A 13,977-nucleotide genomic window follows, 5' to 3' on the forward strand; every position below is an offset into this window, starting at 1 on the left:
GTTCACTCAACGGCCGGGAGTTTAGGGGACTCTCACTAGTAGGCGCCAGAGCCGCGGACTACAGCCTTGACTGTGCGCACGACGATTCCGAAGTCCCGTAGCAGCGTCCAGTTGTCGACGTAGTCCAGATCCAGCCGGACGGTGTCCTCCCAGGAGAGATCCGAACGCCCCGAGACCTGCCACAGCCCGGTCAGACCGGGAGCAACCGCGAGTCGGCGATGAGAGTCGCGATCGTACATCGCGACCTCGCTCGGCAGTCCCGGGCGGGGCCCGACGAGCGACATCTGACCCAGCACGATGTTGAACAGCTGCGGCAGCTCGTCGAGGGAGTACTTCCGCAGCACCCGACCCACCCGGGTCACCCGGGGGTCGGCACGGAGCTTGAAGAGCACGTGTCCGGGGCGGTGGTCGAGCGTACGCAGCAGCGACTCCGCGTCCACGACCATGGTGCGGAACTTCCAGATCCGGAACTGGTCACCGCCCCGGCCGACGCGTACCTGCCGGAAGAAGACCGGTCCCGGCGAGTCGAGCTTGATCAGGACGGCGACGACGGCGAAGACCGGGAGCAGGACGGCGAGGGCGGCCACCGAGGCCAGCCACTCCCACACGTACTTGGCGACCCGGGTCAGCCGAGCCCGCAGGGCCTCGTCGACGTAGAGGAGCGTCATCGAGCCCAGTCGCATCGACGACGTACGCTGCGGGGTGACGTCCTGCATCCGGGTGCTGACCAGCAGCGGCAGGCCGAAGGACTCGCTCGTCCAGGCCAGCCTCTGGATCTCGCGGCCGGCCAGGTCGGGGCCGGGAACGACCAGCACGGCATCGGGAGCGACCGAGGCGATCGCCCCGGGGAGCCCGTCGGCGCGGCAGACCGCCGCCGCCTCCATCAGACCGCCGCTGAGCCGGTGGGTCCACTCCGGGATCGCGCCGGTGTCATGGGTGGCTTCCACGACGACGACCCGGAGCGGGTTGCGCGGCCGCGAGCTGAAGATGTAGCCCACCACCCGGAAGGCGAGCGCGGTCATCAGCCCGAGGATCGTCTGCGCGACCAGCTGCGCCTGCGGCAGCGCGACCACGGCGCCCAGCAACCAGGTCGCCATGCTCATCGCCATGAACGCCTTGAAGACCCCGGAGACCGTCGCGCGCAGGCGCTCGGCTCCCGGAAGGATCTTCGGTGCGGTCATCCGCGTCGTCAGGGCCCACGCCAGCCCCCACCCCAGCGCGTGGATGACCTCCTGCCCGAGAAGCAGAGGCGCCAGCGCCAGCACGGCCAGCCCGTCCAGCATCGATGCCTGCAACCGAAGGGAGGGTGCCTTCGGGGGCACCCTCCTCCGGGCGGCGTCGAGCGGGACTGCGGTGTCCACCGACGCCAGTTCGATCGTCATCTATCTCCCCCATTGGCCTGCGCTCCCGAACGCGACGATGCCTGCAGCCTGCGGGATCTCGCCGGGCCGTGGGGACGGATACCCCACCGGTTAGACCAAATGAGGGAACGTCACCGCACTGGTCCAGACCGGGCCAGGGCTCACTCCAGGGACTGCGGCGACCGCCAGCCGAGGCGGTGAGCGAGCCCGACCGCTGCGATCTGGGAGGTGACCTGGAGCTTGGCGAGGATCGACTTCACCTGCGTACGCACGGTCGCCTCGGAGACGACGCCGATGACGGCGATCTCGTGGACCGTGCGGCCGAGCATCAGATGGCCGAGCACCTGCGACTCGCGCTTGGTGAGCAGCTCGATGCGGCGGCTCAGCTCGGCGATCTCGTGCTGACGGTCGAACCAGATCCGGATCAGCCGCTCGCGGTCGCCGACCGCGAGGACACAGGCGCCCTGGTAGAGCCGTCTGACGGTGCCCAGGATCTCGCCGAGCGGGCGGGATTTGGACAGCACCGTCCGGGCACCGTTGCGGAGCGCCTGGCCCCAGCGTGCCTCCTCGACCGCACCGGTGACCACGACCACGTCGACACCCGCCTTGGCGAGCGGCTCGATGAGACGTACGCCGTCGCCGTAGCGTCCCAGGTCGAGGTCGAGAAGCACGACCTTCGGCTTGTTCCGGAGCACGACCGAGACCATCGTGGCGGTGGAGACGGGCTCGCTGGGCATCGGGACCCGACGTACGTCGTATCCCTCCATCGAGACCGCGAGCTCGAGCGACTCCGCGAAGAGGACGTGGTCCTCGACGATGACGACTCGGTACTGGCTACGCGGCGACTGCGTCATCGGAGGCGCCTTCCTTCTCTGCTCCGGATTCGGCTCCCCTGCTCACGGGACTGGGCTGGATCACCGCGCTGGGAAGGGAGACCACGAAGGTCGTACGCTCCGTGGCGGCGAGGTGGAGGGATCCACCCATCCGCTCGGCGACGGTGCGGGCCTCGTTGAGCCCGATCCCCTGGCCGGCCGAGTCCGGCCCCCGGACGCCCCAGTCGAAGATGCGTTCCCGCACCTCAGGGGCCACACCGGCACCGTCGTCAGAGACCTCGATCACGACCATCTGGCCGCTCTCGCCGGACTCGTGCCGAACCGTGACGTCGACAGCACCGGAACCGTGCTTGGCGGCGTTGTCGAGGAGGATGTTGACGATCTGCGAGGCCGCGTCCGTGCTCCCGGTCGCGAGCGCGTTGCTGGGCTCGTGGACGACGGTGGTGCCGCTGGCCTCGTGGGCCAGGGCGAGGTTGTGGAGCACAGCGTCGACGTCGATCACGCCGACGTCGACGGGCATCGTGTCGGCGCCGCCCCGGTGGGAGCTGACCAGACGCTCGAGGCGCCTGAGCTCGCTGCCCATCATGGTCATCATGGCGACGCGGCGCTCCGGGTCGAGGGTCTCCGAGTTGCACAGCAGCTCGCTGGCCGAGCGCACGCCGGCGAGGGTCGAGGTCACCTCGTGCATCCGGGCCCGCTGGAGACGCTGCGTCTCGCGGGCGCTGAGCAGGTCGTGGTAGATCTCGTCGGCCGCCTTCGCCTCCGCCGCGCACACGCGCCGGTAGATGCGTACCGCACCGTGAAGGAGGAACGCGGCTGCGGTCAGCGAGGTCGTGATGACGACCACCGGGAGGACCCAGAGGAGCTCGTCATGGGACCGGAAGGAGACCCAAGGGCCTTGAAGAACGGCGATGAGAAAGCTCTGGACGCCGATGAGCACGGCGGTCGTGGTTGCGTACGCGGTAGTTAACCAACCCGAGTTGATCCGCTTGAAGATGGACGTAGACATACTGCTCCCCAGGACGGGTCGGCCAGTGAGGTATGAGTCCCGATCGGGCCGTGTCCAGGCCCTTCTCCACCCAGCCCGAGCTTGTCGGGCCGTCCCAATTTGAATGATGTGACCGGTTCCTTCGCTGAAGGAAACGTAATCATCACGTTATCGTCGCGCGACCGCATTTCGGGCCAATACCGAGAATTGAGGACTCATAGAATTTCGGGGTCGTCCGCAACCTACATTGCGGGACACGTTGTCCCAGGTCATCCCCAAACTTGGGGCACTGTAGAACATGTTCCCGATACGCGTCTGTGACCAGCCAGAATGGCGGTACCCCCCGGGAGATCCGATGGGGCCGGAGACGACCGAACGGCGCGGCAGACATGGCAGGCTCGAGCGTACGACTCAGGGTCGCTGTCTCGGCGGACGAGACGATGACTCTCGACGCAGTGAGAGTGGTGCTCGAGGAGCACGGCATCACCGTGACGGCGACCGCTGACACCGGCGCGAATCCGGCCGATCTCCTCCGCGGTGACCCCGCAACCTGGCTGATGGTCTCCGACCTCGACGGCTGGGCCCAACTGGACCAGGTGTGCGCGTTGGTGCGCGGCGTGAGCCTGCCGGGGGTCGTGCTCACCACTGCTCCGCGCGGCGGCCTGTGGGGCGCGCTGCTCGAAGTCGGCGCGGTCGAGGTCCTGGCCGCCGACGCCGACTCCGACACGATCGAGGCCGCGCTGCGCGATGCCGCGGAGGGGCGCCGGGGCCAGTCACCGGCCGAGGTCGACGGGCTGGTCGCGCAATGGCACCTCATGCGCAGCGAGAGGGACCGGATGCGCCGCCTCGTCGGGTCGCTGACCGCGCGCGAGCACGAGGTGCTCGAGCTGCTCTACGAGGGAGCCACGGTCACCGAGATCGCGGCACGCTTCGGCGTGGCCCAGGCGACGGTACGTAGCCAGGTGAAGTCGATCCTGCGGAAGTTCGAGGTCGGTTCCCAGCTGGCTGCGGTCGCTGCGTACGACCGGTATCTGCAGCCTAGGAGTTGAACCGCTGCTGGGTCTTCTCCAGACCCTCGGTGATCAGCGTCTCGATGGCGTCCGCCGCGGTGTCGACCACGAACGGCAGCACCTTGCGCTCGGCGCTGGAGAAGTCGGAGAGCACGAAGTCGTGCACCTCCTGGCGTCCGGGCGGGCGGCCGATGCCGACACGCACCCGGTAGAAGTCGCCGGTGCCCAGGGAGGACCGCATCGACTTGAGGCCGTTGTGGCCGTTGTCGCCGCCACCCAGCTTGACCCGCATCGTGTCGAAGGCGATGTCGAGCTCGTCGTGGATGGCGATGACGTGGTCGGGCCGGACCTTGTAGAAGGTCGCGAGCGCCTTGACCGGCCCGCCGGACTCGTTCATGTAGGTCCGGGCACGGGCGAGCACGACGCGTGGGCCGGGCGCCCCAGGGCTGTGTCCATTTCTGAATCCCGCGAGGCGCCCTTCCACGACGTCAGCACGGCCGGACTTGTGGGCACGCCACTTGCTGTCCAGCCGGTTGGCCAGCTCGTCGGTGACGAGATAGCCGATGTTGTGACGGTGCCCGGCGTACGTCGGCCCGGGGTTGCCCAGGCCGACGATCAGCCAGACGCCGTCGGTCACCGAGTCGGTCACCGGTGGGTCACTCGCCCTCGGTGGCCTCAGTCTCGGCGGACTCGCCCTCGGCGGACTCCTCGCCCTCGGCGGCGGGCTCCTCGATGGTGCGAGCCTCGGTGATGTTGACGACGAGGGTCTCCGGGTCGGTCACCAGGGTGGTGCCCTGGGGCAGCTCGACCTGGCCGGCCAGGATCTGGGTGCCGATCTCGAGACCCTCGATGTTGATCTCGAGGCTCTCCGGCACGTGGGTGGCCTCGGCCTCGACGGTCAGGGTGTTGGCGTCGGTGACGACCATGGTGCCGGACGCGGCGTCGCCCACGACGTTGACGACGATGTCGACGGTGACCTTCTCGCCCACGCGGACGGCGACGAAGTCGACGTGCTCGATGACACGGCGGACGTCGTCGACCTGGACCTGCTTGGTGAGGGCCAGCTGCTTCTTGCCCTCGATGTCGAGCTCGAGGAGGGCGTTCGCACCGTGGTGCTTGAGCGCCATCATGGTGGCGTGACCCGGCAGGGTCAGGTGGATCGGGTCCTCGCCGTGGCCGTAGACGACCGCCGGGATCTTGTTCTCACGGCGGATGCGGCGAGCGGCACCCTTGCCGAACTCGGTGCGCTTCTCGGCGACGATCTTCTCGCTGGACATGCGTTGAACTCCTCGATGAGTGGTGCTGACGTCAATGGCGCCCGGCAGGTCCAACGAAGGCCGTGCGACGAAGGCACGGCGCCTCTGCGAAGAGACGTCCACCTTGTCGATCACGGAGCGCACTACGCTCCCTCGCCGAGGCAACTGCCACAGCCTATCCCCGGATCTCGCTCACAGCGAAATGCGCGCGCGTGCTGACCTGCGAGGACGTACGTTGGGGGCCGTGTCCCTCACCCTCGACGAGGCCCGCCTGCGGGCCGGTGCGCTCAGCTCCCTGTCCTACTCCCTCGACCTCGACCTCACCGGCCTCGACACCTTCCGCAGCCATACCCGGGTCAGGTTCCGGTCCACAGAGGCCGAGACGTTCCTGGAGTTGAAGGGGGCGCTGTCGGTGTCGACGGTCGTCAACGGGGAGGCCGTCGAGGCGGCCTACGACGGCGGGCGGGTGGCTCTGACCGGGTTGTCGACCGATGAGGTCAACGCCGTGGAGGTGATCGCGACACTGCCCTACACGACCGACGGCGACGGGATGCACACGTTCACCGACCCCGCCGACGGGTCGCGCTACGTGTCGGCCTACCTGGGCATGGACAACGCCTCGAAGGTCTTCGCCTGCTTCGACCAGAACGATCTCAAGGCCTCGTTCGCGGTCTCGGTCACCGCCGACCCGGCCGACACCGTCCTCGCCAACGGGGCCGTCGTCTCGCGCGACGCGGGTCGCTGGGTCTTCGCACCCACTCCCCCGATCCCGCCGGCGCTGCTCGTCGTGGCGGCCGGCCGGTGGCACTCGGTGCGCTGGTCACATGAAGGGCTGGAGTTCGGCTGGCACGCCCGGCGGTCGCTGGCGGCGGAGCTGGACCGGGATGCGGCCGAGCTGCGGCGTACGACCGAAGCCTGTTTCGCCCACTACGCCGACCTCATCGACGAGCCCTACCCGTTCGACTCCTACGACCAGGTCTTCGTGCCCGGGCTCAACTGGGGCGCCCAGGAGATGCCGGGGTGCGTGACCTACCGCGACGAGCTGCTGCCGCGCGGCGCGATCACCGACACCCAGCGCGCGATCCGCGCGGTGATCATCGCCCACGAGATGTCGCACATGTGGTTCGGCGACTCGATGACGATGACCTGGTGGGAGGACACCTGGCTGCAGGAGTCGTTCGCCGACTACATGGGCTACCGGGTGGCCGAGGCGGGGGCCGGGTTCGCGGACCTGCGGGTCGAGGTGGAGGTGCGGAGCAAGCCGTGGGGCTATCGCTCCGATGCGCGCCGCTCGACCCACCCGGTCGCTCCCCTGGCCACCGACGTACCCGACGTGGACACCGCCGCCACGATCTTCGACGGCATCTCCTACGCCAAGGGCGGCGCCTGCCTGGTGCAGCTCGCCTTCTGGCTGGGTGACGAGGAGTTCATGGCCGGGGTCAACCGTCACCTGACCCGCTTCCGCTTCGCCAACGCGACCCTGGACGACTTCGTCGAGTCGCTCGCGGCGGGCTCGTCGAAGGACGTACGCGGCTGGGTGGACGCCTGGTTGCGGCGGCCGGGCTTCGACACCCTGACCGTGCGGCGTTCCGGAGACGTGCCCGTGCTCGAGCGCGAGGGAAGCCGACCGCACGCGTTCACGGTCGCCGCCTACGACTCCGCGCTCCGGCTCGTCGGCCGCAAGCGGGTCGAGCTGGGCGCCGAGCCGGTGCGGCTGCCGGAGTTCGCCGGGCTCGTGGTCGTGCCCAACGCGGGCGGTGAGACCTTCGCCGGCCTCCGCCTCGACCCCGAGTCCTGGGGCTCGCTCTCCGGCGGACTGTCCCGGATCGAGGACCCGCTCGTCCGCGCGGTGCTCTGGTCCTCCGCCGCGCTCCTGGTGCGTTCGCGCGACCTGTCGGCCGATGACTTCCTCGACCTGGTCGAGGCCCACCTGCCCACGGAGACCCGCCCCGACATCATCGAGGGCGTGCTCTCGGAGGCCCGGTCCGTGGTGATCCCGCACCGGGTGCCGGCCGCCCGAGCAGCCGGTGCGGTGGCACGGGTCGCCGCCGCGGCAGCCGCCGGCCTGAAGGCCTCCACCGACGACGACGAGCAGCGGGCCTTGGCCTGGGCCGCGGCGCTGGCCGCGACCAGCGCGGACGCCGGGCTGCTCCGCGGCTGGCTCGACGACGACCGGATCGCCGCAGGTGTCCCCGTGCTGCCGACCACCCGCTGGGAGGCTGTCGTGCGCCTCGCCTCGCTCGGCGAGGCCGACGCGCGCTTCATCGCGGCCGAGCGCGACCGTGACGGCACCGTCGAGGGAGACCTCGGTGCGCTCCGGGCCCTCGCCGCCCGGCCGTCGACGATCGCCAAGGAGGCTGCCTGGGAGGCGATGCTCGCCCCCGATGTCGACAACCGTCGGTTCGGTGCGCTGGCCTCGGGGTTGTGGGTCGCCGAGCAGGCCCATCTGCTGCGTCCCTACGTCGAGGCCTATCTCGCCGAGGCGCCGAAGCTCGCCACCCGCGGGCAGGCCTTCGCTCAGGAGGTCGGTCGCGCCTTCCCGCGGATCGCTCTCGATCCTGAGCAGCTCGACGGCCTGCGGGCGGCCTTGGCCGACGGCGTACCCACGATCCTGCGGCGCTCCTGGGAGGACCACTTCGACGACCGCGCATAATGCCCATTAGCCTCTAGTCGCCTTCGACCCCACTACTGAGGACGGCCATGAAGAAGTCGCGCGTCTGGCTCGGCATCGGGATCGCGTTCGTCGTGCTCGTCGCCGCCGTCACCGGCACCGGCTGGTATCTCGCCCACCGGCTCGATCGCCAGGTGCGGAACGTCGATGTCTTCGCAGGTCTCGAGGAGCGTCCCGAGCCGGCCGGCGCCGCTGCAGGGGCGATGAACATCCTGCTGCTGGGCACCGACGGCCGCACCGGCGGCGAAGCCACCACGGGTAGCGACGCCACCGGATCGTGGACGCCCGGCGAGCAGCGTGCCGACACGATGATGCTGCTCCACCTCAGCGCGGACCGTCGCTCGGCCTCCGTGGTGTCGATCCCGCGGGACTCGTGGGTGCGGATCCCCGGCCACGGCAAGGCCAAGGTCAACGCCGCCTTCTCCCAGGGTGGGCCGCGACTCAGCGTGCAGACGGTCGAGAAGCTCACCGGCGTACGCATCGACCACGTCGCCTGGGTCGACTGGGCCGGCTTCGAGGAGATCGGTGACCTCCTCGGCGGCGTCGAGGTCTACATCCCCGAGACCGTCCACGACTCCGCGCGCCACCGCACCTGGACCAAGGGCACCCACCTGCTCAGCGGCGAGGAGGCGCTCCTCTACGTACGCCAGCGCTACGGCCTCCCCGGCGGCGACCTGGACCGGGTCAAGCGTCAGCAGTACGTGCTGCGCTCGATCCTCCGCGGTCTGCGGGAGAGCGTCGACCCGAAGAACCCCAAGAAGGCCTACGACCTCCTCGACATCATCACTCGCCACCTCACCGTCGACTCCGGCTTCTCCGGCAGCGACCTCCGCAGCCTGGCCCTCGACCTCGCCCGGATGCCGTCCTCGGACCTGACCTTCTTCACCGCGCCGGTCGCCGGACTGGGCAAGGAGGGTTCCCAGAGCGTGGTCCATCTCGATATGCGCGAGGGGCGTCGGCTGTGGGCCGCCGTGCGTGAGGATGCTGTGGGTGAGTGGCTGGCCGAGAATCCTGGGGTTGTCACCGGGAAGACTGTGAGCTGAGGTTTCTTCGGGCCGGTGGGCGGGATCAGGTGCGGCCGGTGAAGCGGATCCGTCCGTCCGGTAAGCGCTCGTACCCGTAGTTCGGGTCGTGGATGCGGCGGTGGTCGCGTGGGCACAGCAGGATCATGTTCGCGAGGTCGGTTCTGCCGCCTTCGGCCCAGGGGTTCAGATGGTGGGCTTCGGTCCAGGCGGCTGGGGCGTCGCAGTCTTCTGCTTGGCAGCACTTGTCCCGTAGGCGGAGTGCGCGGTGTTGGACCGGGTGGGCCAGGCGTGCGGTGCGGCCGAGGTCGAGGATCTCGGAATCGGTGCCGAGGACCACAGGGATGAGGTCGGCGTTGCAGGCCATCCGTCGGGCTTCGGCTGCGGTGACCTGGTCGCCGTCGAACCCGAGGGCTGCGGTGCCGAGATCAGCACGGAGGTCGTCGATGCTCATCGTGATGAACACCGTCGTCGCGTGACCACCGTGTCGGGGCAGGTTCTCCACGTCGTAGGTCTCCACGATCCGCGCGAACGCCTGACCGAGGAGCCGGTCATACGGGATGTGACGGCCCTTGTCGTGAGCTGACCACTTCCTCGGCTGCGCCAACGAGTCCAGCATCGTGCGCAACCGGAGCCCGGCCGCGCGGGAGACCCGGGCGTGAATGTCGATGGTGCCGTCGCCGTTGTCACGCGTAGAGAAGAACGTCCGCCGGGCGGCGAGTTCCTCCTCCCGCTGGAGGGCTTTGGCTTCGGCGGCTTCGAACCGTTCGGGGTCGACCTCGGCCAGGATCCGTTTGCCGATGTTTTTGAGCTCGTTGGCGGTGTGCTGGGTGGCGTACTCGACCAGCAGCTTCTCTGCCAGGACGAGGTCCTCGACACTGGCGGCCGGGTCGGCCTCGACAGCATCGAGTGCGCGGGTGATCACGTGGGCCTTGGCCTGGGAGACCACACCTTCGGCGAGGCCGGCGGCGACGAGGTCGTACTTCGCAACATTGGCGGCGAGTTTGATTTGCGAGCGGGCTTCGGCCTTGTCGACGAGCAACTCGGTCAGCATCCACCCCGAAGCATCCTTGGCGCCGGTCTCCTCGGCGATATCCCCAGCCACAGCCAGGACCCGGAGTTTCAGGGCGGCCTGCTGGGCCTGAAGCTTCTCCAGCCGCTCGAGGAGGTCTTTCTTCTGTCCGGTGCGCCAGTAGATGGGGTCGGTCGACAACAGCTGTTGGATGGCGTTCTCGATGGACTGCAGGGCGGCGTCGATCGCGTCACTGGGATTGGTGCCCCAGTCGTCGATGTCGCGCCCGAGACTCATCGCAGTTCCTTCCGGGAGTGCGTCCTGACGCTCGATATTATACGCGACGACACCCCAAGAAGTCACCTGTTTCCGCAGGTCATCACTGACTTTCGCGGTGAGCGAACGGCCTCTTCTTTCGTTGACACACCCGGGCCGCCGCCCCGATAGCCAGCCAAATCTTTTCTCGACGGGGCCCGGTGTCAAGGACCGCGAAGCGGCCGGCGTAGCCGGCGGCCGAAGGCCGTCCTTTACTCCGGGTGCCGTCGAGAAGACCCTCAAAGAAGGGTCGGCGGCCCCCAACCCACCAAAATCCTCCCAGCAGGGACAAGTCAAAAGGCCTCGACAACCATTCACCCCAGAGACCGCAACCGACCATCCAGAGCACTCATGAGCGAAGCAACCCGGCTCCGCCCAGAAGGCACGACGGGATACCGCAAGAGCACCCCGACAAGCTCAGGAGTCGCCCGCGCAACAGCACGATCCAAGGACGCAGATGCTGCCTCAGGCGACCCCGGGTCCACGAGCTCCGCGATCCGGGCGACGCTTGCGGAGGCACGCAGGATGTGGCCGACCTGGGCGGCATCGGCGAGCGGGTGAAGGTAGGCGGCCGAGGCGGCGTCGCCGGCGCTGCGGGCAGCGAGCCGGGCGACCTCCGACGGCGCCGACTTCGCGGCACGGTGAGCGTCCAGGGAGGTGACGCGCTGCAGCTTCGTACGCCGCGCACCGCCGACGAACTCCCAGGCCGCGTCCAGGGCACGCCGAGGCCGGGGATCGTCGGGACATACCGCCTCGAACTCCGGCAGGACCTCTGCGGCGGACTCCGCGACGTAGCGGGCGACGACCCGCAGATCCTCTTCCGTCAGCTCGAAGTCACCGGCCACGAGAAGCCGAGCGTCAGGCGTGACCGTCGAACATCGAGGTCACCGAGCCGTCCTCGAACACCTCGCGGATCGCGCGCGCCAGCATGGGCGCGATGGAGAGCGTGGTGAGCTTGTCGAACTGCTTCTCCTCCGGCACCGGGAGGGTGTTGGTGATGACGACCTCGATGGCGGTGGAGTTCTTCAGCCGGTCGACGGCCGGGTCGGAGAGGATCGCGTGGGTGGCGCAGATGATCACGCCGGCGGCGCCGTCGGCCATGAGCGCGTCGGCGGCCTTCACGATCGTGCCACCGGTGTCGATCATGTCGTCGGTCAGGATGCAGATGCGGTCCTTGACCTCGCCCACGACGCGGTTGGCGACGGTCTCGTTGGGACGGTTGATGTCGCGGGTCTTGTGGATGAACGCCAGCGGCGCGCCCCCGAGCCGGGCGGCCCAGCGCTCGGCGACCTTGATCCGGCCGGCGTCGGGCGAGACGACGGCGAGCGGCTGCGACCCGTATTTGTCCTTGATGTAGTCGGTCAGCAGCGGCAGCGCCATCAGGTGGTCGACCGGGCCGTCGAAGTAGCCCTGGAGCTGGTCGGCGTGGAGGTCGACGGAGATGATCCGGTCCGCCCCCGCGGTCTTGAACATGTCGGCGACGAGACGGGCCGAGATCGGCTCGCGACCGCGGTGCTTCTTGTCCTGGCGGGAGTAGCCCCAGAACGGCATCACGACGGTGATCCGCTTGGCCGAGGCCCGCTTCAGCGCGTCGACCATGATCAGGTGCTCCATGAGCCACTGGTTGATCGGCGCCGTGTGCGACTGGATCACGAAGGCGTCCGAGCCGCGCACCGACTCCTCGTAGCGTACGTAGATCTCGGAGTTGGCGAAGTCATAGGCCGAGGTCGGCGTCAGCTTCGTCCCGAGGAGGTCAGCGACCTCCTCGGCGAGGACCGGGTGAGCCCGGCCGCTGAAGAGCATCATCTGCTTCTCGGTGGTGCGCTTGGTCATGTGCTGGCTCCTACCCCCGGGGTCACTGCACTTGGATTCTCCATCAACTACGCCGCCGGACCCAACCCCCGGCGTCACTCACCCGTCGTCGAGGGTTCACCGAGGATGGGTACGCCCGCTTCGAGCGCCTCCTCGGCCGCGGCCGCCTGCGGCGTACCTGCCCTCCGGGCCAGCGCCCAGCCTTCGATGATCCGCTGCTGACCTGCGGAGACCGCCAGCGCACCGGGCGGCACGTCGTCGCGGATCAGGGCCTCGCCGCCGGTCGCCGCGCCGTCGCCGACGACCACCGGCGCGACGAAGGTCACACCTGATCCCGACTTCACGTGGCGTCCGATCCGGGTCTTGTGCTTGTTGACCCCGTCGTAGTTGGCGAAGATCGTGCCGGCCCCGATGTTCGTGCCCTCACCGATGGTCGCGTCGCCGACGTAGGACAGGTGCGGCACCTTGGCGCCGGGGCCGATGGTCGAGTTCTTGACCTCGACGAACCCACCGATCTTGCCCTCCTCGCCGAGCACCGTGCCCGGGCGCAGGTAGGAGAACGGCCCGACCTCGGCGCCTGGTCCGACGACGGCCAGCTCTGCCTGCGTACGCACCACCCGGGCGCCGTGGCCGACCTCGGTGTCCTTCAGCGTGCAGTCGGGACCGACCACCGCGTCCTCGTCGATCCGGGTGGCACCGATGAGCTGGGTGCCGGGCAGGATGGTGACGTCGGGCGCGAGCTCGACGTCGGCATCGATCCAGGTCGTGGCCGGGTCCATCACCGTGACCCCGTCCTTCATCCACCGGGTCACGATCCGCTCGTTGAGGATCTTCCCGAGCGCGGCGAGCTGGGCCCGATCGTTGGCGCCCTCGGCCTCGGTGACGTCGTCGAGAACGTACGCGTCCACGCCCAGCCCGTCGGAGACCGCCAGCGCGATCGCGTCGGTGAGGTAGAACTCCTTCTTGGCGTTGTCGTTGCCGATCCGGGGCAGCACGTCGGCCAGGAACGCCCCGTCGAAGGCGATGATCCCCGAGTTGATCTCGGTGATCGCCCGTTCCTCGTCGGTCGCGTCCTTCTCCTCGACGATCCCGCTGACGCCCGCGTCGCCTCGCAGGATCCGGCCGTAGCCGAACGGCTCCGGGACGATCCCGCTCAGGATCGTCGCCGCCCGGCCGGCGGCCTCGTGGTCGGCCACCAGCGCCCGCAGCGACTCTCCGCGCAGCAGCGGCGTGTCGCCGTACGTCACCACGACCGTCCCCGCCGAGACCGAGGCCGTGTCGACCGCCATCCGCACCGCGTGCGCCGTGCCGAGCTGCTCGTCCTGGACGGCGATCACGGCCTCGGGGAGGATCTCGGCGATGTGCGGCTCGACCAGCTCCCGCTGGTGTCCCACGACCGCGACGACCCGGGAAGCGCCGGCCTCCGAGACCGCGGCCAGGACGTGGCCCACCAGACTCCGGCCCGCGATCTGGTGGAGCATCTTGGGAGTCTTGGACTTCATCCGGGTGCCGCCACCGGCGGCCAGCACGATCACGGTGAGCTCGCTCATGCCGCCGCCTCCGTAGGGCAGACCGAAGAATACGGACGCGGCGGCCTGAGGCCGGTTGTCGCTCGCTGTCGCTCGCTCATGCCGCCGCCTCCGTAGGGCAGACCGAAGAATACGGACGCGGCGGCCTGAGGCCGGTTGTCGCTCGCT

At 69.1% G+C, this 13,977-nt stretch carries 12 protein-coding genes; 3 read left to right on the plus strand and 9 right to left on the minus strand.

Annotation, left to right across the window (positions count from 1 at the left end; all coding sequences use genetic code 11):
- Positions 1 to 35: 35 nt before the first annotated feature.
- The 3 genes from WBG06_RS01370 to WBG06_RS01380 all read right to left on the minus strand — a co-directional run bounded on the left by WBG06_RS01370 (position 36) and on the right by WBG06_RS01380 (position 3,203).
- Entirely contained in the window at positions 36 to 1,382 is a 1,347-nt protein-coding gene (locus WBG06_RS01370; protein WP_336734370.1) for a sugar transferase, read from the minus strand.
- A 140-nt stretch (positions 1,383 to 1,522) separates the two neighbouring features.
- Positions 1,523 to 2,215 (minus strand): response regulator transcription factor, encoded by a 693-nt coding sequence (locus tag WBG06_RS01375; protein WP_336734371.1) that lies wholly within the window; start codon positions 2,213 to 2,215, stop codon positions 1,523 to 1,525.
- Positions 2,196 to 3,203, minus strand: coding sequence for a sensor histidine kinase (locus tag WBG06_RS01380; protein WP_336734373.1), 1,008 nt, complete (start codon positions 3,201 to 3,203; stop codon positions 2,196 to 2,198). Before WBG06_RS01380 ends, WBG06_RS01375 begins: the two co-directional genes overlap by 20 nt.
- A 419-nt stretch (positions 3,204 to 3,622) precedes the next feature.
- Here WBG06_RS01380 and WBG06_RS01385 point away from each other — a divergent pair, with 419 nt between their 5' ends.
- Positions 3,623 to 4,231, plus strand: a complete 609-nt coding sequence (locus WBG06_RS01385) for a response regulator transcription factor (RefSeq protein WP_336734375.1) — start codon at positions 3,623 to 3,625, stop codon at positions 4,229 to 4,231.
- Here the strand turns inward: WBG06_RS01385 and pth are convergent.
- Entirely contained in the window at positions 4,221 to 4,841 is a 621-nt protein-coding gene (gene pth / locus WBG06_RS01390) for an aminoacyl-tRNA hydrolase (RefSeq protein ID WP_336734377.1), read from the minus strand. The genes WBG06_RS01385 and pth overlap by 11 nt on opposite strands.
- Before the next feature lie 7 nt (positions 4,842 to 4,848).
- Positions 4,849 to 5,469, minus strand: coding sequence for a 50S ribosomal protein L25/general stress protein Ctc (locus tag WBG06_RS01395; protein WP_336734379.1), 621 nt, complete (start codon positions 5,467 to 5,469; stop codon positions 4,849 to 4,851).
- A gap of 223 nt (positions 5,470 to 5,692) precedes the next feature.
- On the opposite strand from WBG06_RS01395, the gene pepN reads away from it, so the two are divergent.
- Both pepN and WBG06_RS01405 read left to right on the plus strand, forming a co-directional pair.
- On the plus strand, positions 5,693 to 8,101 hold the full coding sequence (gene pepN / locus WBG06_RS01400) for an aminopeptidase N (protein ID WP_336734381.1): 2,409 nt from the start codon (positions 5,693 to 5,695) through the stop codon (positions 8,099 to 8,101).
- 47 nt (positions 8,102 to 8,148) lie between these two features.
- Complete coding sequence (locus tag WBG06_RS01405) at positions 8,149 to 9,162, plus strand: LCP family protein (protein WP_336734383.1); 1,014 nt, start codon at positions 8,149 to 8,151, stop codon at positions 9,160 to 9,162.
- 25 nt (positions 9,163 to 9,187) lie between these two features.
- Here the strand turns inward: WBG06_RS01405 and WBG06_RS01410 are convergent, their stop codons facing one another.
- From WBG06_RS01410 to glmU, 4 genes are all read right to left on the minus strand, one after another.
- Positions 9,188 to 10,636: an HNH endonuclease signature motif containing protein gene (locus WBG06_RS01410; RefSeq protein ID WP_336734384.1), complete on the minus strand. Its 1,449-nt coding sequence runs from the start codon at positions 10,634 to 10,636 to the stop codon at positions 9,188 to 9,190.
- Positions 10,637 to 10,782: 146 nt separating this feature from the next.
- Positions 10,783 to 11,313 (minus strand): putative immunity protein, encoded by a 531-nt coding sequence (locus WBG06_RS01415; RefSeq protein WP_336734385.1) that lies wholly within the window; start codon positions 11,311 to 11,313, stop codon positions 10,783 to 10,785.
- Positions 11,314 to 11,326: 13 nt separating this feature from the next.
- Positions 11,327 to 12,301, minus strand: coding sequence for a ribose-phosphate diphosphokinase (locus tag WBG06_RS01420; RefSeq protein ID WP_336734387.1), 975 nt, complete (start codon positions 12,299 to 12,301; stop codon positions 11,327 to 11,329).
- Positions 12,302 to 12,375: 74 nt separating this feature from the next.
- A complete protein-coding gene (glmU, locus tag WBG06_RS01425; protein ID WP_336734389.1) occupies positions 12,376 to 13,830 on the minus strand; it encodes a bifunctional UDP-N-acetylglucosamine diphosphorylase/glucosamine-1-phosphate N-acetyltransferase GlmU in 1,455 nt (484 codons plus the stop codon).
- Positions 13,831 to 13,977 lie beyond the last annotated feature (147 nt).

Origin of the sequence: Nocardioides sp. CCNWLW239, assembly GCF_037137035.1 — a bacterium.
In the GTDB taxonomy this organism is placed as follows: domain Bacteria; phylum Actinomycetota; class Actinomycetes; order Propionibacteriales; family Nocardioidaceae; genus Nocardioides.

Excerpts from the sequence above, each read along its gene's own strand:
- WBG06_RS01420 (WP_336734387.1), bottom strand. The coding sequence starts at position 12,301 with ATGACCAAGCGCACCACCGAGAAGCAGATGATGCTCTTCAGCGGCCGG.
- WBG06_RS01395 (WP_336734379.1), bottom strand. The coding sequence starts at position 5,469 with ATGTCCAGCGAGAAGATCGTCGCCGAGAAGCGCACCGAGTTCGGCAAG.
- WBG06_RS01375 (WP_336734371.1), bottom strand. The coding sequence starts at position 2,215 with ATGACGCAGTCGCCGCGTAGCCAGTACCGAGTCGTCATCGTCGAGGAC.
- WBG06_RS01370 (WP_336734370.1), bottom strand. The coding sequence starts at position 1,382 with ATGACGATCGAACTGGCGTCGGTGGACACCGCAGTCCCGCTCGACGCC.
- WBG06_RS01385 (WP_336734375.1), top strand. The coding sequence starts at position 3,623 with ATGACTCTCGACGCAGTGAGAGTGGTGCTCGAGGAGCACGGCATCACC.
- WBG06_RS01380 (WP_336734373.1), bottom strand. The coding sequence starts at position 3,203 with ATGTCTACGTCCATCTTCAAGCGGATCAACTCGGGTTGGTTAACTACC.
- glmU (WP_336734389.1), bottom strand. The coding sequence starts at position 13,830 with ATGAGCGAGCTCACCGTGATCGTGCTGGCCGCCGGTGGCGGCACCCGG.
- WBG06_RS01405 (WP_336734383.1), top strand. The coding sequence starts at position 8,149 with ATGAAGAAGTCGCGCGTCTGGCTCGGCATCGGGATCGCGTTCGTCGTG.